Annotated in this window: 30 protein-coding genes; 8 read left to right on the top strand and 22 right to left on the bottom strand. The window is 41.3% G+C overall.

Annotated features, from left to right (window positions below):
* On the top strand, positions 1–199 hold a 199-nt coding region (locus TY49_RS25215; RefSeq protein WP_232310401.1), incomplete at its 5' end, for a hypothetical protein.
* Positions 200–201: 2 nt separating this feature from the next.
* On the opposite strand, the gene holA is transcribed toward TY49_RS25215, so the two are convergent.
* Entirely contained in the window at positions 202–1,224 is a 1,023-nt protein-coding gene (gene holA, locus TY49_RS07000; protein WP_041965190.1) for a DNA polymerase III subunit delta, read from the bottom strand.
* 350 nt (positions 1,225–1,574) lie between these two features.
* Here holA and TY49_RS24200 point away from each other — a divergent pair, with 350 nt between their 5' ends.
* The gene (locus tag TY49_RS24200; RefSeq protein ID WP_023627242.1) at positions 1,575–1,709 is read left to right on the top strand and encodes a YqzM family protein; all 135 of its coding nucleotides are present in this window, start codon (positions 1,575–1,577) and stop codon (positions 1,707–1,709) included.
* 107 nt (positions 1,710–1,816) lie between these two features.
* Here TY49_RS24200 and TY49_RS23875 read toward each other — a convergent pair whose 3' ends face one another.
* The 4 genes from TY49_RS23875 to TY49_RS06980 all read right to left on the bottom strand — a co-directional run bounded on the left by TY49_RS23875 (position 1,817) and on the right by TY49_RS06980 (position 5,321).
* On the bottom strand, positions 1,817–2,632 hold the full coding sequence (locus TY49_RS23875) for a ComEC/Rec2 family competence protein (protein ID WP_232310402.1): 816 nt from the start codon (positions 2,630–2,632) through the stop codon (positions 1,817–1,819).
* 65 nt (positions 2,633–2,697) lie between these two features.
* The gene (locus TY49_RS23870) at positions 2,698–4,161 is read right to left on the bottom strand and encodes a ComEC/Rec2 family competence protein (RefSeq protein ID WP_052442114.1); all 1,464 of its coding nucleotides are present in this window, start codon (positions 4,159–4,161) and stop codon (positions 2,698–2,700) included.
* A gap of 21 nt (positions 4,162–4,182) precedes the next feature.
* Entirely contained in the window at positions 4,183–4,596 is a 414-nt protein-coding gene (locus TY49_RS06985) for a deoxycytidylate deaminase (RefSeq protein ID WP_041965189.1), read from the bottom strand.
* A gap of 107 nt (positions 4,597–4,703) precedes the next feature.
* Positions 4,704–5,321 carry a helix-hairpin-helix domain-containing protein gene (locus tag TY49_RS06980; RefSeq protein ID WP_041965188.1) on the bottom strand — a complete coding sequence of 206 codons (618 nt, stop codon included), beginning with the start codon at positions 5,319–5,321 and terminating at the stop codon, positions 4,704–4,706.
* A gap of 88 nt (positions 5,322–5,409) precedes the next feature.
* Here TY49_RS06980 and comER point away from each other — a divergent pair, with 88 nt between their 5' ends.
* Positions 5,410–6,231: a late competence protein ComER gene (comER, locus tag TY49_RS06975; protein ID WP_041965187.1), complete on the top strand. Its 822-nt coding sequence runs from the start codon at positions 5,410–5,412 to the stop codon at positions 6,229–6,231.
* Between the two features lie 92 nt (positions 6,232–6,323).
* On the opposite strand, the gene TY49_RS06970 is transcribed toward comER, so the two are convergent.
* The 8 genes from TY49_RS06970 to TY49_RS06935 are packed head-to-tail and all read right to left on the bottom strand — an operon-like array spanning position 6,324 to position 11,370.
* On the bottom strand, positions 6,324–7,070 hold the full coding sequence (locus TY49_RS06970; protein WP_041965186.1) for a class I SAM-dependent DNA methyltransferase: 747 nt from the start codon (positions 7,068–7,070) through the stop codon (positions 6,324–6,326).
* The gene (gene rsfS / locus TY49_RS06965) at positions 7,070–7,423 is read right to left on the bottom strand and encodes a ribosome silencing factor (RefSeq protein ID WP_041965185.1); all 354 of its coding nucleotides are present in this window, start codon (positions 7,421–7,423) and stop codon (positions 7,070–7,072) included. The genes TY49_RS06970 and rsfS overlap by 1 nt, the downstream gene beginning before the upstream one ends.
* A gap of 4 nt (positions 7,424–7,427) precedes the next feature.
* On the bottom strand, positions 7,428–7,994 hold the full coding sequence (gene yqeK, locus TY49_RS06960) for a bis(5'-nucleosyl)-tetraphosphatase (symmetrical) YqeK (protein ID WP_041965184.1): 567 nt from the start codon (positions 7,992–7,994) through the stop codon (positions 7,428–7,430).
* Positions 7,984–8,553, bottom strand: a complete 570-nt coding sequence (locus TY49_RS06955; protein WP_041965183.1) for a nicotinate-nucleotide adenylyltransferase — start codon at positions 8,551–8,553, stop codon at positions 7,984–7,986. The genes yqeK and TY49_RS06955 overlap by 11 nt, the downstream gene beginning before the upstream one ends.
* Before the next feature lie 18 nt (positions 8,554–8,571).
* A complete protein-coding gene (yhbY, locus tag TY49_RS06950; protein WP_041965182.1) occupies positions 8,572–8,865 on the bottom strand; it encodes a ribosome assembly RNA-binding protein YhbY in 294 nt (97 codons plus the stop codon).
* A 3-nt stretch (positions 8,866–8,868) separates the two neighbouring features.
* Positions 8,869–9,699 carry a shikimate dehydrogenase gene (gene aroE, locus TY49_RS06945; protein WP_041965181.1) on the bottom strand — a complete coding sequence of 277 codons (831 nt, stop codon included), beginning with the start codon at positions 9,697–9,699 and terminating at the stop codon, positions 8,869–8,871.
* A gap of 48 nt (positions 9,700–9,747) precedes the next feature.
* On the bottom strand, positions 9,748–10,851 hold the full coding sequence (gene yqeH / locus TY49_RS06940; protein ID WP_041965180.1) for a ribosome biogenesis GTPase YqeH: 1,104 nt from the start codon (positions 10,849–10,851) through the stop codon (positions 9,748–9,750).
* Between the two features lie 3 nt (positions 10,852–10,854).
* Positions 10,855–11,370 (bottom strand): YqeG family HAD IIIA-type phosphatase, encoded by a 516-nt coding sequence (locus tag TY49_RS06935; protein WP_041965179.1) that lies wholly within the window; start codon positions 11,368–11,370, stop codon positions 10,855–10,857.
* 425 nt (positions 11,371–11,795) lie between these two features.
* Here TY49_RS06935 and TY49_RS06930 point away from each other — a divergent pair, with 425 nt between their 5' ends.
* A complete protein-coding gene (locus TY49_RS06930) occupies positions 11,796–11,936 on the top strand; it encodes a sporulation histidine kinase inhibitor Sda (protein WP_041965193.1) in 141 nt (46 codons plus the stop codon).
* A gap of 80 nt (positions 11,937–12,016) precedes the next feature.
* Here TY49_RS06930 and TY49_RS06925 read toward each other — a convergent pair whose 3' ends face one another.
* Positions 12,017–12,805, bottom strand: coding sequence for a phosphatidylserine decarboxylase (locus TY49_RS06925; protein WP_041965178.1), 789 nt, complete (start codon positions 12,803–12,805; stop codon positions 12,017–12,019).
* A gap of 381 nt (positions 12,806–13,186) precedes the next feature.
* On the opposite strand from TY49_RS06925, the gene pssA reads away from it, so the two are divergent.
* The gene (pssA, locus tag TY49_RS06920) at positions 13,187–13,726 is read left to right on the top strand and encodes a CDP-diacylglycerol--serine O-phosphatidyltransferase (protein ID WP_041965177.1); all 540 of its coding nucleotides are present in this window, start codon (positions 13,187–13,189) and stop codon (positions 13,724–13,726) included.
* A gap of 132 nt (positions 13,727–13,858) precedes the next feature.
* Here the strand turns inward: pssA and TY49_RS06915 are convergent, their stop codons facing one another.
* Both TY49_RS06915 and TY49_RS24930 read right to left on the bottom strand, forming a co-directional pair.
* Positions 13,859–15,637 carry a M3 family oligoendopeptidase gene (locus TY49_RS06915; protein ID WP_041965176.1) on the bottom strand — a complete coding sequence of 593 codons (1,779 nt, stop codon included), beginning with the start codon at positions 15,635–15,637 and terminating at the stop codon, positions 13,859–13,861.
* A gap of 170 nt (positions 15,638–15,807) precedes the next feature.
* Positions 15,808–15,954 (bottom strand): hypothetical protein, encoded by a 147-nt coding sequence (locus TY49_RS24930; protein WP_170029993.1) that lies wholly within the window; start codon positions 15,952–15,954, stop codon positions 15,808–15,810.
* Between the two features lie 200 nt (positions 15,955–16,154).
* Here TY49_RS24930 and TY49_RS06910 point away from each other — a divergent pair, with 200 nt between their 5' ends.
* Entirely contained in the window at positions 16,155–16,826 is a 672-nt protein-coding gene (locus TY49_RS06910) for a response regulator transcription factor (protein WP_041965175.1), read from the top strand.
* Between the two features lie 91 nt (positions 16,827–16,917).
* Entirely contained in the window at positions 16,918–17,274 is a 357-nt protein-coding gene (locus TY49_RS06905) for a group I truncated hemoglobin (protein ID WP_041965174.1), read from the top strand.
* Between the two features lie 192 nt (positions 17,275–17,466).
* Here TY49_RS06905 and TY49_RS23865 read toward each other — a convergent pair whose 3' ends face one another.
* The 4 genes from TY49_RS23865 to TY49_RS06885 all read right to left on the bottom strand — a co-directional run bounded on the left by TY49_RS23865 (position 17,467) and on the right by TY49_RS06885 (position 19,997).
* Entirely contained in the window at positions 17,467–18,027 is a 561-nt protein-coding gene (locus TY49_RS23865) for a helical membrane plugin domain-containing protein (RefSeq protein WP_052442113.1), read from the bottom strand.
* Between the two features lie 14 nt (positions 18,028–18,041).
* Positions 18,042–19,178 carry an NAD(P)/FAD-dependent oxidoreductase gene (locus tag TY49_RS06895; RefSeq protein WP_041965173.1) on the bottom strand — a complete coding sequence of 379 codons (1,137 nt, stop codon included), beginning with the start codon at positions 19,176–19,178 and terminating at the stop codon, positions 18,042–18,044.
* Positions 19,179–19,234: 56 nt separating this feature from the next.
* Complete coding sequence (locus TY49_RS06890) at positions 19,235–19,474, bottom strand: sulfurtransferase TusA family protein (RefSeq protein WP_041965172.1); 240 nt, start codon at positions 19,472–19,474, stop codon at positions 19,235–19,237.
* 121 nt (positions 19,475–19,595) lie between these two features.
* On the bottom strand, positions 19,596–19,997 hold the full coding sequence (locus tag TY49_RS06885; protein WP_041965171.1) for a DsrE/DsrF/DrsH-like family protein: 402 nt from the start codon (positions 19,995–19,997) through the stop codon (positions 19,596–19,598).
* 272 nt (positions 19,998–20,269) lie between these two features.
* Here TY49_RS06885 and sigK point away from each other — a divergent pair, with 272 nt between their 5' ends.
* Positions 20,270–20,992 carry an RNA polymerase sporulation sigma factor SigK gene (sigK, locus tag TY49_RS06880; protein ID WP_041965170.1) on the top strand — a complete coding sequence of 241 codons (723 nt, stop codon included), beginning with the start codon at positions 20,270–20,272 and terminating at the stop codon, positions 20,990–20,992.
* A gap of 448 nt (positions 20,993–21,440) precedes the next feature.
* Here the strand turns inward: sigK and TY49_RS24195 are convergent, their stop codons facing one another.
* Together TY49_RS24195 and TY49_RS24190 are read right to left on the bottom strand one after the other, a co-directional pair.
* Positions 21,441–21,578, bottom strand: coding sequence for a YrzI family small protein (locus TY49_RS24195; protein ID WP_084135409.1), 138 nt, complete (start codon positions 21,576–21,578; stop codon positions 21,441–21,443).
* Between the two features lie 512 nt (positions 21,579–22,090).
* Positions 22,091–22,471, bottom strand: a 381-nt coding sequence (locus tag TY49_RS24190) for a YrhC family protein (protein ID WP_232310400.1), incomplete at its 5' end; no start/stop codon positions are given.

Raw genomic sequence — 22,471 nt, 5'->3', positions numbered from 1 at the left:
TTTATTTTGCTCTTTATGTAAGGCTCTTTTCTCAAACTTTGTGTTATTGAATACAAAATGGGATGAATCACCTATTTTTTTTGGTAAAGTTGACTCTTCTTATGAGAAGAGAGCATTCACCTGCAAAACGGTAATATATTACGTTAAAATCGGCTTTAGGATTTTAACATCAAATCTTTACGAAAACAGCCTTATGTAAAATTATTTCCTGCCGTTAATCTGGAACAAAATCATTTCAATAAGCATTTCTTTTTTCATGCCGCCAGTTTTCATTTGGTAATCCGCGTCAGCAAGAAGCTTCATGATCCTGGTCAATTCCTCATCAGAAAACGATCCTGCCTGCCCCGCTGCCAATTTCACCCTGAAAGGATGGACTTTCAAAGTCCCGGCAATCTGCTGCTGGCCATACCCTTTTCGAGCAAGCTCCTTCACCTGGTATATTAGCCTGAATTGCCCCGTAATCACGGCAAGAATCTTAATCGGTTCTTCGTTTTGTTTTAACAAATCATAATAAATCCTTAAGGCTGACTCTACATTTCGATGGACAACCTTGTCGACCAGCGAAAAAATATTCTGTTCCAACGACCTTGCAGTCAGTCGGTCGACAATCTCCCTGCTGATTGGCTCGTTTTCTCCCGCATAAAGCGCAAGTTTATCAATTTCAGAAGTCAGCATGAACAAATTCGTACCCGCAAGCGTCAATAGAAGCTCGATTGCATCATTATCAATTATAGCTCCATTTACCTGAGCGCGTTCTTCTACCCAGACTTTTGTTTCTTGTTCACTCAGCTTCTTGGCTTCGATGACCGTAGCTTTCCGCTTTAACTCCTTAGTCACTTTCTTTCGTTCGTCCAGTTTCTCGTAAGGTGCAGAAAAAACAACAATTGAGTATGGCGCAGGCTGTGAAAGATATTCCTCCAGTTTCGCTAAGTTATGCTCAACCTTTCCTTTTGACTTTTCCGATGTCAAAAATACAGGATTCTGAAGGATGACCAATCGTTTCTCTCCCATGAACGGGAAAGTTTCAGCATCTTCCAGCGCTGCCTCAATTGGTGTTTCTTCCAAATCGTAAACTGAATAATTGAAATCTTTTTCTTCGTCATCCAAAACATTGTCCACCAGGAGTTGTTTTGTTTCATTTATTAGAAAGGTTTCTGTTCCAAACATTAAATAGACAGGATCCACCTGTTTTTTGCTTATTTTTTTCCAAATGTCCAATACCACTTTTTTCCGCTCCGTTCAATCCAGTTTTGCCATATATCTATCGTAAAGAAGCTTGGACATTTTGACAAGCATTCTAAGGGAATTGGCCCCCTATCCGGACCAATTCCCCTATTTATATTGAACGCTGAGATATAAGGCCTAGGATACTTATATCTCAACGGTGCATCATGGTAAGATTATTTTAGCCGCAGACGGGAAAAGTATTTGTGACAACTCTTGGTACATTGACACACATATAGGAAGGCAGCAAACTTTGGTTTAATTTTTCAATTACAATGCTGCGCAGAGAACACTGGATTTTTTAATTTGAATCGCTTATACTATTATAGAATTATTAGGGGGGATTGACTGTGAATCAATTCGAAGAAAATGTCCAAAGTAATCGCAATGACGCTGTTGACTCAGGTGTTGGATTCATCGTTTCTTTTGGATTCTTTGCAACAATGTTCATTATTGCGACAGTCGTGCAGTTAATCGGGAGTTAATCACGGCTACATAGGATAAACTTTTGGAGACTGCATTTAACAAAATGCAGTCTCTTATCATGTTCATGTGATTTTCGGGGGAGAGAACTATTTGTTCTTGCTATATACTATGGAAGATGTGTTGTAAACGTTCCTGAATTGTCTTTAAACCTGTAAATGATTGCACCATCTTCATCGGTCCTGAAAATCTGCATGCCACGTTCTTCTAACCTTTTGATGACTTCTTCGCCGGGATGGCCATACCGGTTATTCTCTCCTACAGAAATGACTGCAAAATCTGCGTTCGTTCTTTCCAGAAAAAATTCTGAACTGGAGTATTTGCTGCCATGATGCCCGATCTTTAAAACATCTATGTCAATGTCCTTTATTTTCCTGGCCATTGAATTTTCTCCTTCAATGCCCAGATCTCCTGTAAAAAGCCACTTTTTTCCGCCAATAGCTGCAAGCAGTACAATTGACTGGTCGTTTCGCTCCCCAACGGTTACGCTTGGATTAAGAATCATAAATTCGCCTCCAGCAGTTGTCCATCCAGTGCCTAAACCGGCTACATAAATGTCTGTTCCCTTCTTTCTGGCCAACTGGATAATATCCTCCTCTAATACAGATCTATCTGAAACACGCGGTATTATCAGCTGTTTTACGCGTATTTCCTCCAACAAAGCGACAGCTCCCCCTATATGATCCGCGTCCCCGTGGGTCAAAATCAATTTATCCACAGTCCTGACCCCTTCACTTTTTAAAAATGGAACGACAATTTTCTTGCCGGGATCATACTGACTGCTTCTCTGCTGCCACTTTTCTTTTTCGAAAGGCATGACACCTCCTGTATCTATAAGATAATTGCCCTGATTATACGGCATTCTGATGAAGATGCTGTCACCTTGCCCGACATCCAGGAAGGTGATTTGCCCATGTGGATTCAAATACGGTAATAATATTTGCAGTAATAGAGGAAGTAACGGCAAGGTAAAAAGCCATAGAGGAGGTTTTAACTTTTAAAAATAAAACCTTCCCATTTGAAAAAAAATAGTGGAATCAAAATGATTTGCACAATAAGTAAAAATGGCTCAAGCTTACCAATAATGATGGTTGACATCGGGAGCTCAGACAGTTTTATGGCTAAAAGGTTTACATGGTGTACGAGGTCCTCAAAGAAGTACAAATAAAAAGAAGGCAACTCTCCCAGAAGCAACAAAATTACATAGGAAATCAACAAAAGCGGAAGCAATACGAAAGAGAAGAGCGGCACGAACAGGAGATTGGCAAAAATCGATATGGCAGAGACTTCATAGAAAGAAGCAAGGATGACAGGAAGGCTTGACAGCTGAGCTATAAAAGAGGCCGCAGCAGTCTTCTTTACAAACGAATTAAAACCTTTCAGAATAACCGGTGCTGAAATGACCAGAGAGAAGCTGACAGCGAAGGAGAGTTGGAACCCTATATCAAAGATGATACTCGGCTGGATAAGTGCCATGAGCATAAAGGTTGCTGAAACTGCGTCAAGGGGCGTCATGTGGAGCGATAATCGCCGTGAGCCAATCAACATAATCAGCATCGCGGCTGCCCTGACTACCGGAGGAGCTAGCCCGGTAATAACTGCGTAAACCGGCAAGTAGGCCATTAACAAAATTTCAGTTTTTTCCTTCGTCACCCCCATCCTGATACAAATAAAATAAATCATACCAGTAAGCAAGCCAACATGCAGGCCGGAAATAGCCAGCAAATGGACGATCCCTATTTTCTGGTAAGATCGTTCTGTTTCGGGGTTGAATAGATTTCTTTCTCCAAAAACCAGCGCTGCAGCGAGGGCGGAAGTTTCATCTGGCAAAGTTTCTTTTATCCTGGCAATTTCATTATGCCTAAAGGCTTTTAATGCAGTTAAAATTCCATCTGATTGTTGATAACAGGTTTCCAGAGACAGTTTGTCGACATCAAAGATCCAGAAAATATCGTTCAGTTGAAGATAAGCTTTGTAATCGAATGCATTGGGATTTCGGGCAGGAGATGGACGATTAAGGACCCCGGACGCTGCACATGCCATTCCAGGAGTAAGAAGTGTTTGGATAATATGTTGTTCGGTATTTGACTTGATTCTGTATTTGACAACCAGTTTTTCATTAGTAGGCAATGCTTTTCCGTAAGCAAAAAGCAAGTCACCGTCCAGTTTGATTTCATCGTCAAATAATATCAGGAAGTTTTTTTCATTGCCAGTTAAAATTGATTCAGAATGTGACTCTGAATACCCCGCGGCCATAAAAATGAGGTAGCAGCCCGCCATAAGCACAAGTGTGGAAGCAGGGAGTTTCTTCAGCTTTTTTAACAGGATCATATTAAGCAGGAACAATCCCCCGTATATGAACTTGTTTTCAGTAATGGTCAAAAGACCCAGTAAGGAGACAGCTGCAAGGTAAAACAGCTGTCCTTTAATAGGCCAAAATCGATTTGGCAACATATTCTCTTTTCCTTTATTAAGTTATTTAGATAAGTGGACAACCTCAACATCCCTTAAGAAAAGTTCATTATACTTGTTAGGATAGGCGCTGCGGTATACGATTCTTGTAATCCCTGACTGTGCAAGTGTCTTGGAGCATTTTTCACAAGGCTCGTGGGTAACAAAGGCTGTTGCTCCCTTTAAAAGTCCTCTGTCGGCATGGATGACGGCATTCTCTTCAGCGTGAAGGGTCCTTATGCATCTTCCCTGTTCGTTAATCAGGCAGCCGGCATCCTCACAGTGGTCATGGCCATGTATGGAGCCGTTGTAACCAGTTGATACAATGTGCTTGTCCTTTACAATGACACAGCCTACATGCAGCCTGGGGCAGGTAGAGCGTGTCCCAACTTCTTCAGCGATATCCAAAAAGTATTCATCCCAACTCTTTCGTTCCATGCTGTAATCCCCCTTTAAAAGCTCAAAAAATGTACAGGTATTTTAAATAAACCCTTTCCATGTATCTAATTTTAATACTAATCATCAAAGAGTCAATTTCAATACATCTATTTTACCGAAATCAAGTCCTTCAATTTTTCGAAAGTCTTATCACCAATTCCGCTGATTTCTTTTAAATCCTCGATTGATTTGTACGGACCGTTCGATTCGCGATATTCAATAATGGCCTCTGCTTTTGCAGGACCTATCCCCGGCAATGTCTGGAGCTCACTGGACCCGGCAGAGTTCAGGTTCACTGTCCCATTTTCTGCCGTCTCCCCCACCTGTACAGGGAGGACGGCATTAACATCCTCGCCGATTCGCGGTACATATATGGCCATTTCGTCCTGAACATATAACGCGAAATTGATGGCAGCCGTATCGGCGTCCTTCGCAAGCCCTCCTGCCAGTTCAATTAGGTCCACCACCCTTCCTCCCTCATAGATTTCGTAAACGCCAGGGTTTTCGACTGCGCCTTTGATGTCAGCCATCATGACCATTATTTTTTCCTCGACATTCGATTCATCTTTTTCATCACTGTTAGTTTCGACATCTGCAACCATAGCTACAGTTCCTTCATTCATTTCAGTTAATTCATCTTCTTTATCAAAGGATGAATAAAGAAAAAATAATACAGCCGTTATTCCTGCAATAACATAGATTTTGTTTTCTCTGATCCAGTCCACAAACGGTCAACACCTTTCTATATGTCATAAACTAAAACTTGAAATCATATGGATATAGGAGAATAAATGTACGAAGGAGGGAAGGGTTATGAAAATAGGGATTATAGGCACAGGGAATATGGGGAGAATTCTCGCCGAAGCTCTCATTGATGGGAATGCCGTTTCCCCTTCTTCAATGATGATCACAAATAGGACATTATCAAAAGCTTTAGAGATTAAAAAAATATATCCTGGCTTATCGGTTGGCGAGAATGCTGTAGAAGTTGCAGAAAACGCTGATGCAATTTTCGTATGCGTTAAGCCCCATCATGTTTTAGGAGTCCTCAAGACCATCAATCCTGTGCTCACAAGGGATAAATGTGTAATTTCCATAACAAGCCCAATTAGTGTAGGGCAAATAGAAAGCAAAGTGGATTGTTCTGTCATGAGAATCATTCCAAGCATTACAAACAGAGCGCTTGCAGGTATCTCACTTTTCTCGTTTGGAACTCGATGCACGACCGAATGGAGGGAAGCATTATTTACCCTTTTCAAAAAGGTATCTGTTCCACTGGAAATCGAGGAGAATATCACAAGAGTGGCATCAGATATTGTCAGCTGCGGTCCAGCTTTCTTCAGTCACCTTGTTCAGAGTTTTATCAATGGGGCGGTCAAGGAAACGGAAATTGATCAGGAAACTGCCACCAAACTATCAAGTGAGATGCTGATTGGTTTAGGAGAATTATTGAGTCAAAATCATTATACTTTACAAACTTTACAGGAAAAGGTTTGCGTTAAAGGCGGCATAACAGGAGAAGGAATCAAGGTACTTGAAAGCGAAACGGGAGATATGTTTGAACAGATATTTCAGGCTACTCATAAAAAATTTGCAGAAGAACTGGAAAAAACGAAGGAACAATTCGGTCCCTAAAAGATTTCGCTATTGGCCTTTATAATCCTCCTATATAAATGTGACAAATTTAGCACAAGAAAGGCTCCCAAAGAATCGGGAGCCTTTCTACTTTATTTCTTTACCATCGCAAAAAATAAACGCTCAGCTGTTGGCTCGGGAGCTTTAAGTGAATAGTCCCCGGTAATCTCAATACTCTCAAAGCCGGCTTGCTCTAACCATTTTACATAGGAATCCTTTGGATATGTACGCTGGTAATGCAATTCATCGACTCGGTCATACTTTCCGGCTCCTTCATCCAAGACGAAAAAGGTGAGCTCATGTTCAACACTGTAAGCGCCTTCCCCCTTGAAGCTATTCCAAATATATGTGATTTCTTCATCATCCCAGGTAAATGTCGCGTCTGAGAAAATCTGTTCCATTTTATAGACAGAATGGATATCAAACAGGAATAAGCCCCCTTTTTTCAAAAGGCGGGACACCCCTTCGAATGTCTGGCGGACTGCCTGTTCATCCTCTAAATAATTCAGCGAATCACAAAAGATGCCAATGATATCAAATTCACCTAAATCATCAAGCTCTGTCATGTCCTGCTGAAAAAATTGTATTGGCAGCGATAGCGCCTGAGCTTTCGACTGGGCTACTGAGAGCATATCACTTGATAAATCCGCGCCGGTCACATCAAAGCCTTTTTGCGCAAATCTTACAGATAGCTCCCCGGTTCCGCATGCGAGGTCGAGGAGCTTCATTCCGTTCACTTGATATTTCTCTTTGTATGCCTCTACAATCGAAACCCATTCATCATAGGGAACATCCTGCATGAGCTCATCATACAAATAAGCGAACCTTTCGTAAGACATTAATTAAGCTCACTCTGCACGTTTTCGATCGGAGCATCTCCCCATAGGCGCTCAAGGTTATAGTAGCTTCGCTCTTCTTTGTGGAAGACATGGACAACAACATCACCGATATCAATCAGCACCCACCTTGCTTCGTCAAAACCTTCCATTCTCTTAAGATTATATCCCTGTTCTTCTGCTTTTTCTCTGATTTCACGGGCAATAGCCTGTACCTGCTTATCAGAATTTCCGTGGCAGATGACAAAGTAATCGGCAATCAATGAGATGCCTTTCATATTCAGTACCATAATATCTTCTGCTCTTTTATCGTCTGCTGCTTTTACCGCTGTTATTAATAATTCGCGCTCACTCATTAAATCAACCTCCTGAATTTTGTACGATGCTGTTGTATGCATTAAATGTATCTGGAAAGACCGGCTGGTTTTTCTTCATTAAAAATTGAATTGTATTTTTCATTGATTGAGTCAATGCTCTGTCCAAATCATTCTCTGCCAGTTCCCTTACTTCATCCACTCCTGGAAAATGGCGGCCTGGCTCAATATAGTCAGCCAGATAGATGACTTTATCAAGAAGCGTCATGCCAATCCTTCCTGAAGTATGGTAACGGATTGCATCAAGAATTTCCTTGTCGTCGATTCCGGCTTCCTTTTCTGCGAGGAACGCCCCGACTGGCGCATGCCAGAGTTCACTGTTAAACTCAAGCAAGATTGCAGGCATTTTTTGTTCCTCAATGATTTGTCTCATTTCATCCTTCGGGCGGAATTTAGCATAATCATGAAAAATAGCAGCCAGTTCCGCTTTCTTTATATCTGCTCCATATTTCCCGGCCAGTTTGATGGCTGTCTCCATCACGCCAAGAGTATGCTGATAGCGGTGTTCAGTTAGTTGTGGCTTCACTATCTGAAGTGCTTGTTCACGTTCCATATAAACCATGCTCCTCTATATAAACCCTGACCGGATCAGGAAGCAGATAGCGTATGCTCCGGCCGTCCCTCACTCTGTCTCTAATCATACTTGAAGAGATGTCCATTTGTGGTGTTTCTGCATAAAGAATATCATAAGGTGAATCAGTACTGTATGATGGCCTGCTGACACCCACAAACTTGACCATTTTCAATAATTCATCTATTTTATGCCATTTTGGCAGATATTCAACCATATCACCACCAATGATAAAGTGGAAATCGGTTTCTTTATACATATCTTTTAATATTTTCATCGTTTCAAACGTGTAAGATGGACCGCTTCTCTCGAGCTCTGCTTTTTCAATCCTGAATTGCTGGTTATCAGCAATAGCAAGCCCGAGCATAGCCAGCCTGTCTGATTGGCTGATGGGCTCATCTACAGTTTTGTGCGGCGGTACCTGATTTGGCATGAACCAAATCTCATCCAGCCCATAAGCATGTAACACTTCATTCGCAATAACTAAATGTCCGGTATGCGGCGGATTGAAGGTTCCGCCTAAAATGCCAACTTTTTTCAAACAGGCACCTCCCAGTATTTATCTTGGAAGAACGATTTGCTTATTTTCACGGGACTCTTTGTATAAAACAATGGTATTACCAATTACCTGGACAAGCTCTGCCTTAGCACCGCGAGACAGCTGTTCAGCCACAGTATCCCTGTCTTCGTCACAGTTCTGCAGGATGCTGACCTTAATCAATTCTCTCGCTTCCAGCACATCTGCGATTTGCTTGATCATATTTTCATTTACCCCACCTTTTCCAACTTGAAAAATCGGAGTAAGATGATGGGCTTTCGATCTTAAAAAACGTTTCTGCTTACCTGTTAACATATGTTAACCTCCTAAATTTCTTAAAACATTCATTTCCATTCTATTAACGTCAGGAAAAATCCCTGTCCATATTTCAAAAGCAAGCGCTCCCTGGAACACAAACATCCCCACACCATTCTGGACAGCAGCTCCCATTCTGGCAGCTTCTTTTAAAAACTTTGTTTGCAATGGATTATAAATTATATCACTAACTATCGTATTTCGGGTTATGTTTTCAGGAGACAGCGGCAAACTTTCTGTATCTGGCACCATACCAATAGAAGTTGTCTGTATGATTAGCTGATATTCAGCAAGTGACTTTTCAGCCGCTTCTCGGCCAATAACATTTGATTCCACTTTGAAAGGGCAAGAGTTGACAAGCTCTTCAGCCTTTTCGGGAGTGCGATTATACAGGTCAATTCGCTCGATCCCGGCCTGGGCCATCGAAAAGTAAATGCCCCTCGAAGCTCCCCCTGCACCAATAATCAAAGCTGATCTTGAACCAAGATCAGCAGCCATGTATTCAAGCCCTTTTACAAAGCCAGGACCATCCGTATTATAGCCTACCAGAAGGCCATTCTCATTTTTTACTGTGTTGACCGCTCCTATCGCTCTTGCTAAAGGATCAACTTTATCCAGGAGAGAGATGATATCTGTTTTATGTGGAATTGTTACATTGAATCCACTCACACCCAGCGCTTTCAAGCCTTTCACAGCCTTCTCTAGATTCCCCTTGCTCACATGGAAAGGCAAATAAACCGCATCTATTCCATAAAGATCAAATAAATCATTGTGCATGGCAGGAGACATCGAATGAGCGATAGGATCTCCGATGACACCGAACAGCTTTTTCATTACATCTCCCGCCCTTTCTTTTTGATTTGGTCCTGCTAAACAACGTTCCTAAATAAGTGACCTTCTCAGCATTACATGAACACCTTTAGGAACATGCGCCGCGATTTTTGCGCCCGCATCATTGACCGTTATCCAACCAAGTCCTGAAAATACAACATCGGTTTTTGCTTCCTTAATTGTGAACTCATGTCGGACAAGTTCAGGGAATTCATCCATCTGCTCACGCCGCGGCGGTGTCAGAAGCTCACCAGCATGATTTTCATACAGCTCATCTGCCTTTTCAAGCTTTGTTCGGTGAATGTTGATTTCATTCGGCACATAGCATGAAAAAGACCTTCTCCCGCCTGATATATAATCGAAACGTGCCAGACCGCCGAAAAACAGCGTCTGCTCTTCATTCAATTGGTACACCTTCGGCTTGATTTCTTTTTTAGGTGTGATGAACTTTAAATCACGCTTATCCACGTAGTGCGCCATCTGATGATGGTTGATGATACCTGGTGTATCAACAATCGCTTTTCCATCCTCAAGCGGTATTTCTATCATATCAAGTGTAGTTCCCGGAAAGTGAGAGGTGGTGATCACATCGCCTTCCCCTGTCACTTCCTTGATAATTCTATTGATAAAAGTAGATTTCCCTACATTTGTACAGCCTACAATATAAACATCCTTGCCATTGCGATATTCATCGATTGCCGCAGCAGCTTCCCTGATATTATATCCTTTTGCAGCACTGACGAGGGATACATCAATCGGATTGAGTCCCAATTCCCTGGATTCCTTCTTCATCCAGTCAATCAACTTTCGCTGCTTGACAGATTTAGGAACAAGATCCGCTTTATTGCCGATCAATAATACTGGATTTTTGCCGGCGAAACGCTGGATTCCTGGCAGCCAGCTCCCATTGAAGTCAAAAATATCAACAATCTTGACGATCAGGGCATCCTTGCTGCTAAGTTCATTCAATATTTTTAAAAAGTCGTCATCCGTCAGGCTAACATCCTGGATCTCATTATAGTTTTTCAAGCGGAAGCATCTCTGGCATACCACAACCTCTTTTTCTAATGAAGAGGCAGGAGCATACCCTAATTCCTCTGGATTTTCCGTCTGGATTTTGACACCACAGCCTGTACAGTTAAATTGCTCACTCAAATCTTAGTCCTCCCAATTCAGCTTTCCTTGTTTCCTGAACCAATTTAAAATTCTTCTTTCTACTTTCCTGTTGAATCTAGTCACAAACCCATCCGTCTGCGCAACCGGAACAACGAGGATCGTATGAAAGCCGCTTCTGTTGCCGCCAAGTACATCGGTTAGAAGCTGGTCACCAATCACGACCGTTTCTTCTTTTCGCAAACCCATTTGCTTTAATGCTTTATTAAATGCAGAAGTCATCGGTTTTCTCGCCTGAAATATGAATGGTATTTTAAGTGGGTCGGAAAATGACCTGACTCTTTTCTCATTATTATTTGAAACAATTGTTACGAGTATTTCATGTTTCCTCATATTTTCAAACCATTCGATGAGCTTTGGGGTCGCAAGCGGCCGATCCCACTCAACGAGTGTGTTATCAAGATCTGTTATGATGCCCTTCACGCCTTTGTCTTTTAGGCTTTCGGGCGTGATTTCAAATATACTTTTCACATGCTGATCCGGCAAAAAATGCTTTAGCAATTTCATTACACCTCATTAATTAAATTCCTATCATACCGTTAACATCATACCCAATTTTATCCTCGTATTCAAAACAAACATTTAAATGGATAGGAAATAAAGAAAAATACCCGATAAAGGTCGACAAAAACAGCATTTATTCGCTTGGCTTTAACTTTTTTAAAAATATTCCAAAAAACTTTTCGACAAAATCCAACGATTTCCAATCCTGTGGATAACCTTATTCACATAACACACATTGATTTTATTAATAATTTCCCATTTATAAACAAATTAATCACAGGTTATCCACTGCCAACTGTGGATAATTAGAACAGTTGTTCTCCGTGTTTCATTCTGCTAGAGTAAGGGTAGAACGAAATAACTTACAATTATATGCAATTAACATCTGTTTTAGAAGATCCTTTTGGGGGTGAATGACTGGAATGCGTAAACTGTCGGACGAGCTGTTGATCGAGTCTTATTATAAAGCAAGAGAATTGAATTTAAGCTATGAGTTTATTCGTTTGATTGAAACGGAAATCCACCGGCGTTCATTATCTAACCGAATTAAAGCCTCATCCTGACAGCCCCTAAAAGGGCTTTTTTTTTGAGTTAAACGTTATAGAAAAGGATAAGGCACAGATTCAGCCTGTGCCCCCGCTTTTCAGTCTTGTCCATTTAATGTGCCGATTTTCTCACCATACTTAATATGGTATGGAGGAGTAATTTGCGGCAGCAGGTTAATAGTATCTTTTTCGAACAGTAAGACTACAGTCGAGCCGAAGGTGAAGTATGCCATTTGATCACCTTTCTCCAGCTTCGTTCCATCATGTGTTGTTTCAATCGAATTGACAAACATGGCTCCTACTTTAATGACCGCTGTCATACCAGCATTATGCCTGATTTCAGTGATCTTTCGGTAGTTCTTAGACAACGGGTAGTTACCATACTTCAACCCCATTTTATTGACAGGGTATGACTTCAATCCCAAGGTCCATTGATTGGTTACCTCTCCAGTTACCGGGCTGTGAATTTGATGATAGTGGCTTGGGCTCAAGTAAAAGATCATATAAGTCCCCTGTTCGTACCTGGCCATTGCTTCGTCACTTCCGAGCATCTCAGAAATAGAATAAACCTTTCCCTTTACCATGATCGTTTTATCAGCTTCGATTTGTCCAATCTCTTCGATTACTGAATCTACTGGACTAACAACTGACAAAGGATCCTCATCTATTCTCCTTGCGCCTTCTTTTAGGTTCCTGATGAAAAATTGATGGAGATTTTCATAATCTCCAATTGGCTTCTCCATTTCATCCTGGTTGATTTTATACGTTTTAGCAAACGAAGGAATAATTCTTTTGCTGCTCTTGGATTTTGCGAATTTATGCAAAATGGCCGAAGTCCACTTCCCATTTGTCAATTCTATTAGCAAGCGATATATAGATTGAAACAATACTCTTACCTCCGATTATTATTTAAGTGTTTGCACAGATTAAGCTTTGTTTCGCGGGAATTAATCTGAAATTTCGAAAACTATTAAAAGAAATCTTTACGAAATAGCATAATCAGCTTAGAATTATATATTATTATATAATAACCCAATGTGCTAGTTCCCTTTTCTGATTAGGCTATTTTCCTAAAGGTTGTTGTTGAAATCCTAAAGCCGACTTTAACGTTATATAAAGCCATATTGCTGGTGGGTATTAAGTGTTTATGCTCTTTTCTCATTATAAAGAGTCAAGTTTGGAAAGAAAAAAGGTTATTCAATCTTATTTTGTAGTCAATATCAACAAAGTTTGAGAAAAGAGCCTCTGATTATGAGGAGTGAAATTATATGTTTCTGCATGATGTACTCGACTCAACAGTCAAGAAAGTAAAATCCCAGACAGCCAATCTTCTGACATTGGCGAATCTTTCTTTAGGTGGATTTGCGATTATCGTGGCCATTCACGGTAATCTGAACTTAAGCCTCTTGTTGATTTTCATTGCCGCCCTTGCAGACCGATTTGACGGCATGGTAGCCAGAAAACTTAATATTGAATCAGAACTTGGAAAGCAGTTGGATTCCATGAGTGATATTATATCATTTGGAGTTGCACCTGCATTATTAATCTATCAGGGAATTTTATCTGATTTCGGTGCTCCAGGAGCCTTTTTCATCGTTTTTTATATAGGCTGCGGCGCCTTCCGCCTTGCAAGATTCAATATCTCCGAGAATAACGGTTATTTCACAGGGTTGCCGATCACAGCAGCAGGAGTGCTGGCAACACTAAGCTTCCTGGCCATTCCCCACGTTCCGCCTCAGACATTCCTGTTCATTATGCTGACCCTTAGTCTGATGATGGTCAGTCCTTTCAAATTGAAAAAAGTATAAAAACCCAGCCTGAATGGCTGGGTTTTCTCATGTATATTCATTCCGCAAGGCTTGCCTTTGTCTGGCCCTTCATGGTTCAACCGCAAAGGAACCCTGTTCGTCAGCTTTCTATACCTTTATAAGCAGCAGTAACTACTCTGTCAATGCCATAAATTCTTCGACATCCTCCACACACATACGGACTGCTTTTTCCCAGAAATCCTTTTTCGTGAGGTCGACGTTCAGGTGTTTTTGTGCCAGCTCCTCGACTGTCATTGAAGCGGAGTCCTTCAACAGAGCGATATATTTTTCTTCATATCCCTTGCCTTCTTCCTGGGCCATTGCATAAATGCCAAGGGAGAATAAGTAACCGAATGTATACGGGAAGTTATAAAACGGGACTCCAGTAATAAAGAAGTGCAGCTTCGAAGCCCAGAATAACGGGTGATACTCCTCCAGAGCTCCACCGTACGCTTCGGTTTGTGCATTTTCCATCAATTCACCCAGTCTTTCAGCGTTAACAACTCCCTGCTTGCGCTCTTCATAGAATTTCGTCTCAAACAGGAACCTGGAATGAATATTCATCAATAGCGCGACCGACCGCTGAATTTTATCCTCTAACAGACTGAGCTTCTCTTCTTTCGATTTCGAATTCTTTACAGAAGCATCAGAAACGATCATTTCAGCGAATGTAGAGGCAGTTTCAGCAACGTTCATCGCATAATTACGATTCAGCAAGTGTAAATCTCTCATGGCATATGTGTGAAATCCATGTCCAAGCTCGTGAGCCAGTGTTGAGACATTGGATGGTGTGCCTGAGTAGGTCATGAATATTCGGGATTGGCTGCTCTCCGGAAAGAAAGTATGGAATCCACCAGGAGCTTTTCCGGGACGATCTTCCGCTTCAATCCACTTATTTTCAAATGCTATTTTCGCAAAGTCAGCCATTTCCTTGCCAAATTGCTCGAAATTATCGACGATGAAATCTGCCCCTTCCTGATAGGACATTTTAGATTCCGCACTGCCAATTGGCGCATCCAAATCATACCAGCTAAGCTTTTCAACTCCAAGCAGCTTCGCTTTACGATTCAGGAACTGAACAAATGGCTCCTTATTGTCGGAGATGACTTCCCACATGGCATTAAGAGTTTCTTTTTCCATCCTATTAATATCAAGCGGCTCTTTCAATACATCTTCCCAGCTCCGCAATTTATAGACATTCAATCGAAAGCCTGCAAGGTGGTTCAGGGTCTTTGCATAGAAATCCTCTTTCTCTCCCCAGGCTTTTTCCCATTGAGCAAAAATTTCTTTACGCACAGAGCGGTCAGCATCAGAGAGCTTATTGGCTGCCTGGCCGACAGATAAACTTTCCTCTTTATAATTGATTTTCGTATTACCAACAAGAAGGTCATACATTTGGCCCCAGCTATGGTAGCCGTCTACACTCAAGGCATTGATTGCTGATTCCTCTTTTTCTGAAAGCTTTTCCGCAGCCCGTTCGCGGCGCTCTGTCAGTACAAAACGCAGCTCATGAAACAGTCCTTCCTGGACAAGCTCCTCCCAAACACTTTCCGAAAAGCCGGATAGCTTCTGGTCAAAGATCGTCAGCGCTGTTTGCAATGATGCACTAAGTTCTGTAACGGCCGATTTTAATTGTCCGGCTTTTTTATCACCAGTATTCTGAGCATGCAAACAGCTTACAAAAGCCCCTGCCTGCCTTACCTTCCTGGCTGCTCCATCAAACATTTCAACAAGACTCGCCAGCCTGCCAGCTTCACTTGCCTGGTCAGCTGGCTGCCAGCCCTCAAGTTCCTTCTTGAATTGTGTGATCTCCTCACCTGCAGCCTTTAGGTGCGCAGCGAATTCAGGTGAATCACTTCCTCCTTCAAAAAAGACGTCTAAGTCCCAGACTTCTGAGTATGTATTGGACATTGATTTGTTCCCCCTTTTTTTCTATTATATTATTATAATGTTATTTTTCTAAAATTTCTATTTTTTCAAATGATTTTATGAAAGGATTTAACTGAAACCTAAGGCGGGGAAAACAATTTTAGGAATGAAAAAAGGTTTATCCCTGTTTTAAGGATAAACCTTTTTCCATTCTATCCGTAGAAATACCACCAACCGCCAAAAATCAGGACGATGACTAGCAGGATGATGAACAGTGCAAACCATACACCACTTCCGCCGTAATATCCCGGATACCCCCCATAGGGTGCACCGTATGGTGGATAGTAACCGTAAGGCATACTTTCACACTCCTTTTCTGTATCCTATTATCACTTTATGGGATTCTGTCCAGTTTGGTTTGGGCTTTTAGCGAAACCTTTTTAAAAATCAATAAGCTTAAACAGAGCCAGAATGATATATGAAATTCATCATAAGTGCATGGTTTTTCCAAACTTTTCGTGTAAGATAAACTCAAGAATATTTTCCAAGGGGTTTTTATATGGCCACAATTTTGTTAGTAGATGATGAAACGCGCATGCTTGATTTGCTTGCGCTGTATTTAACACCAGCAGGATATAAATGCATCAAAAGAACTTCCGGCAATGACGCCATCAGCTTCCTGGAGGATAACCATGCTGATCTCGTGTTGCTTGATGTCATGATGCCCGAAAAGGATGGCTGGGAGACATGCAGTGAAATTCGCAGGCATTGGGATATCCCCGTCATCATGCTTACTGCCAGAAGTGAGAAGCCAGACGTTGTCAGAGGCTTGAAAATAGGAGCTGATGACTATATAACCAAGCCTTTTGATGAAGGTGAATTAATTGCAAGAATCGAAGCAGTGCTTAGGAGACACTCTGTCAAAAGTACCCTTCTCAATTTCAACGGATTGAAACTTAACACAGACTCCTATGAAGTACAGTATAATGGCATTTCGATTCCTCTTACGCCTAAGGAATTTGCCTTGCTCAGCTTATTTTTGCAAAACATGAATAAGGTTTTCACAAGAGAACACTTAATCTCAACCATATGGGGATATGGTGTCGATACAGAAGACCGTACGATCGATTCGCATGTAAGGAACCTAAGGGATAAACTTCGGAAATCTGGTTTTGCGGTGGACGAATATTTGTCTACTGTTTGGGGTGTGGGCTATAAATGGATTGATTAAATTCGTATCTTTGCTCTATAAGGTTTCATTCATAATCCTTTGGATAAAGAGAAATAATAGTGACGTTAACTTTAGATAGGAGGATAATAGAATGGAAACTTTATACGATCGTCTGGGTGGACAAGATGCCATTTCTAAAGTAGTCGATGTTTTTTACGAAAAGGTACTAGCAGATGAAACAGTCAATAAGTTTTTCGAGGAAACGGACATGGAAAAACAGCGCAGGCACCAATCATTGTTTATCAGCTGGGCATTGGGCGGACCAAACCAATATTCCGGAAGAAGCATGGAGCTCGCGCATAAAGGCATGAACCTGAACGATGAGCACTTTGGCGCCATCGCCAATCACCTTGCTGCTAGCCTAAGGGAGTTCAATGTATCGGAAGAAGACATCAATCAAGTACTGGAGAAACTGACAGGCATGAAGAATGATATTCTATATAAATAATGACCAAAAATCGCATTCGCCTCGTTCAGCCCCGATAAGCGCTACCCAGTGAAGTCGTCTTTTACTTCATTGGCAGGACCGAAGCGTCTCGAGGAGTTAGGCGCTGGAGCTGGATTAAGAAAGCCCATATTGTTATCCACATTGAAATTATAGATAAACAAGAAAAGGAGAGGGATAGTCCCCTCTCCTTATCTATTTGTTTAGTTGTTTCGGCAGGTTTTGCAGGAAGGAAATCATTAATGTCATACCTTCCCTTGTTTCTTTCTGCGTGACAGCCTTCATCAACTGCATGGATGACAAAGGTTCTTTATCCTTTGTTTCCTCTTGAGCATTATGGAATGCAGTAAGCATTCCGTCTACCAGATCAATGGCACCAAGCTGAACGAAGGAATCCGCAAGCTCGACACCTTTGATAGCCTTTTCAGCCATGTCCGTAACCATAGGTCCTGTCATAGCACCCTTCATTGCTGCAGCCATATCAGATAGCTGCATTAATGATTTAAGAACTCCGGTTTCTTCCATCCGTTTAACTTCCATTAATGTTCTCTCAAGGTTCTCAGCCACTTCAGGCAAAGCCTTCAGTAAAGAAAGTGTTTCTGGCTGAAGGATGTCATCCGCCATCTCAACCATTTTCACACCTGTTTCGGCAATTGTTGAGACCATTTCTCCGGTAACTGCACTCATGGCTGCATTCGTAAAGCCTACGAGTTTATGCTGTTCCGTTTTTTGTTCTTGAGGTGTCTCTGTAGCCATCTCAACCACCCCTTCTATAAAATCCCTTTGGCATTTAACCAGTAAAGCTCATTGTAAACAGCTTTGAACCAGTGCAGCAGGTCAGAAGTTTCTGCAGGCTGCGGAGGATTGTTGTAATCGAATGTAATCATGCTGGCATCTTCAAGGCTGTTTTCAAGGAAGCACGCAACCTTGCCATTGTATACAGCAGTTTCCGGACGACCAGTCAATCTGCTAATAATATTGGCAACAAGTGATTCAGATTGGTAGTGAGCTGTTGAACCAGCTTTGCTGATTGGAAGGTTCGTAGCATCACCAATGACGTACACATCATCCTGGCCAATCATCTTCAGTGTTGTACGGTTTGTCGGAATGAAGCCGGACTCATCTCCAATACCAGAATCCATCACTGCTTTAGCTCCAGTATGAGCTGGAATCGTAATAAGCATGTCATATTCGTGCTCCGAACCATCCATCGTGATAGCGACTTTGCGCTTTGGATCCACTTCTTCAAGGTTGAAGAATGTTTCGTATTTGATATCGCGCTTTTCAAACTGCGGAAGAGCCCATTCTGCAACTGGAACCAATGAATGGATACGGCCGATAGGATAAGAATATTTGATTTCGATATCCTTACGTCTGCCATTCTTGCGGTAATAATCATCAAGCATTAGCGCAAGTTCAAGCGGAGCGGCCGGACACTTGTGCGGGACATCAATCGTGATCAGGATTCTGCCCTTTTCCATTGCAGCAAGATCAGTGCGAAGGCGTTCTGCACCTTCAAGCGTATAGAAGTTATGCGCTCCTTCTTTTAAGCCAGGTACACTGTCAAAGTCAGGATGTGAACCAGTTGCGATCACAAGGTAGTCATACTGGTACTGTTTTTTCCCTTTGACTGATTTTTTCTCAACATCAATTTTTTCAACATCATCATAAACAAGGTTTACATGTCTATGAACAAGTGTTTCCTGCTTTCTGATGAAATGCTCAGACGGCTTCTCATTAAAGGCAATGAATAAGTATCCAGGCTGGTAAATGTGCTTTTCTGTATTTGAAATCAAAGTGATTTCGACTTCACGCTTTTTAATTTCTTCCCCAAGCTGGCGAGCGAGTCTGTTTGCAACCATTGTACCCGCGCTGCCGGCTCCAAGAACGACGATTTTCTTAGTCATTTGGTCCACACCTCTTTATTGAATTCTTTTATGAAGGCTGATTAAACAGCAATCACTTACTTTGCCTTTTTAACCGCGATCTTGAATTCATCGCCGTCATTTTCGAGGTAAGCAATTTCGTGGCCCATTTTATTTACCCATTCAGGAATATCGACTGCTGAACCTTTATCAGTTGAAAGAACTTCTACAATATCGCCAACTTGTGCTGTCTTGATTCCTTTTACCAATTCCATTAACGGACCTGGGCAATATGCTCCTCTTGCATCGATTGATTTAGTTACTTGTACTTCACTCATGATTTTTTCCTCCTGTATGGTTAAGTTTTATGTTAAAATAAGAAAAGATTTTTTATTTTTGCATGAAGGGGAAAAGGTTGAAAGGCCTGCACGCCATATCACTTTTTCCTGCTTCTGCAGCTTACATTGTAATAACAGTTGCACCCTGAGTCATACCAAGGAATTTTGTAACCCCGATTACTCCATCAAATACATCGATCATGTCTTCTTCTTGCCAATCCATGATGTCCATTGCAAGTGCGCATCCGTAAATATTAAGCTCACCCATATCTTTACCTTCCTGTAAAAGCGAATCGAACAATGGGATTTTCTTAGCCAGCATTTCCTTTCCAATCGTTCCAGTGATGAAATCAGTAGTTTCAAAGCTGTCTTTGCGGAAGGATTTCAATGCGTTCATTGTGACGAATACATTCACAGTCATGCCAGACATTGATGCCACTGAGCCGACTAGCGCTCCTGCATGAAGCTTTTCAAGATCTTCCGATAATAAAATGACCGCTAAAGATGGTGCTTGCTGTTCCATGATTTATTTCCTCCTAATAATTTCGAATGATTTTTTCTTTACACTTGAATTATACCCATACCCCTACCTCTATGTCTGTTTCTTTTATGTGAACGTTCTTAGTCTAAAAAGTGACAAAACAAGGTGTTCACAAATTTAACTATTGATTCCTTCGTAATATTAATCTGGATTAAATTACCAAAACAAAATATTTAATCGGACAGACACAATTCACCCCTTTAAGACATAGGAATTTATTATAGGCGAAAGCCTAAAAAAGCGGGGGTGGAAACATGTCGGGCATACTAACAGCACTCGGCTACTTAGTTAAAGAAGTGATCCTTCTTGTTTCGTATGTTAAAAACAATGCATTTCCTCAACCGTTATCTGCAGCTGATGAGCGGAAGTACTTAAGGTTGATGGCAACTGGCGACCCACACGCAAGAAATATGCTGATTGAGCACAATCTAAGACTTGTCGCACATATCGTGAAAAAGTTCGAAAACACCGGCGAGGATTCGGAGGATTTGATTTCTATCGGAACAATTGGCCTGATCAAGGCAATCGAAAGCTATTCGGAAGGCAAAGGAACCAAACTGGCAACATATGCTGCTCGCTGCATTGAGAACGAGATTCTTATGCATTTGCGCGCATTGAAGAAAACTAAAAAGGATGTTTCATTGCATGACCCTATCGGCCAGGACAAAGAAGGAAATGAAATTTCGCTGATCGATGTCCTGAAGTCTGAATCAGAAGATGTAATTGATACCATCCAGCTCAATATGGAGCTTGAAAAAGTAAAAGAATATATCGATGTCCTCGATGAGCGTGAAAAAGAGGTCATTGTTGGCCGCTTTGGCCTTGATTTAAAGAAGGAAAAAACACAGCGGGAAATTGCCAAAGAACTTGGCATCTCGAGAAGTTATGTTTCCAGGATCGAGAAGAGGGCGTTGATGAAAATGTTCCATGAGTTTTATCGTGCCGAAAAAGAAAAGAAAAAGAATAAAGGTCAATGACAAAAACCCAGGCATTTGCTCCGGGTTTTCTTTTTTTCATATATGCGTTTCAGGAAAACAAAAAAGGCATCAACCGCAATTGGTCGATGCCTTTTAACACTCTATTCCACACTCACTTCTGCAGCAACTACCAAACCGACAGCGCCACAGATCACCAATCCCATGACAATCAAGAACATGCCCATCACCCCTTTAGTATTTACCCGTGTTTACACCAAATTTATCATATAATGACGGTGCTAAAAGGAAGTGGATGTGAACATTTTGTTAACGATGGGATTTCTTTTTCTTGAAAATCAGGGTTAATAGCAATACATGCAGTGACATACAAATTCCTCCCGACTCCGTCGTTAGGTGGTGTCCTTCTCCACCCATAAGCTAGCCAGTCTTCTTTGAATTAAATAAATCATTTTCTTTCCACCTTTCTAAAGTTTTTTATTCAAATGAATTAAAACGGGCGCAGCATTGTTTGACGGGTTTTGTTATCTTCAATCATTTTTTCTACCATTTCGTTATGGCGAAATTCTTCTAAAGACATTTGGCGTTTGTTGATTGTAATTGTTAAAAACAAGATATTTAAGGTCATTATCGGTTCACCTCCTTTTTAAGTCCACCCCAAAAAGCCGCAAGGATATCTCCCCTGCGGCAAAATGGGCACAAAAAAAGCCACAGGGGCACGATTCTCCCTGCGGCCATGGATGTATTAGTTAAAAAAACAGCTTAAATAATCCATTCCGATCCGGTCGAATGCGAATTACAATATGAAGTTTGTGCGTTATTCCAGTATCCAATCATGATCATTTCACTCGACCTCCTTTTGAATTATTTAACCACATTGGTAAGTATATCCACTTTCCTTTATTTTGTAAACCTTTTTTTGGCCGTTTTTTCCAAAAAAGTATTCGTCAAAATCCAACAAAAAAAACGCAAGCGCCTTTGTCGCCCCGACAAGCGTTGGAGGGCCGACCAGTGAAGTCGTTGTTTGATTTATTGGTCGGACCGAAACGATCGAGGGGCTAGGCGCTGGAGCTAGACATTTTTCAAATTCAAAGATGAAATACTTTCTGATACTCCAAAAAAAACGCCCTGCACGGACGTTTATTTCTTCATCAATAATTCCTGGCCTTCTTCAGTTTCAATCAGCTGGCTACGGAATTTCTTAGCGATTGAAAAGAATGATACTGATCCAGCAAGGAAACCAACAGATGCACCTGTTGCAATATATATATCTGTCATCACTTTCGTTTCAGACGGAATGATCGTACCGAGGTAAAAAAATACTCCTACAGCAAGAAGTACAGTTCCATATTGTTTAAAATCAACCATTTTATTATAGAGTTGTTTAGCGTCCAAACCTATCACCTTCACTTTCAGACTTAACCACAACCCTACTTTAACATTTTTTAAACACTTTTTCGGTAAGTAAATACTGGAAAATAAGTGTCTTTTATTGAAAAGATCTTCAGACATTTGCCTAGG

Origin of the sequence: Mesobacillus selenatarsenatis SF-1 (assembly GCF_000813125.1) — a bacterium.
Taxonomy (GTDB): Bacteria; Bacillota; Bacilli; order Bacillales; family Cytobacillaceae; genus Mesobacillus; species Mesobacillus selenatarsenatis.
The sequence above is the reverse complement of the archived record's forward strand: the minus strand, read 5'-3'. Positions and strand labels throughout refer to the sequence as shown.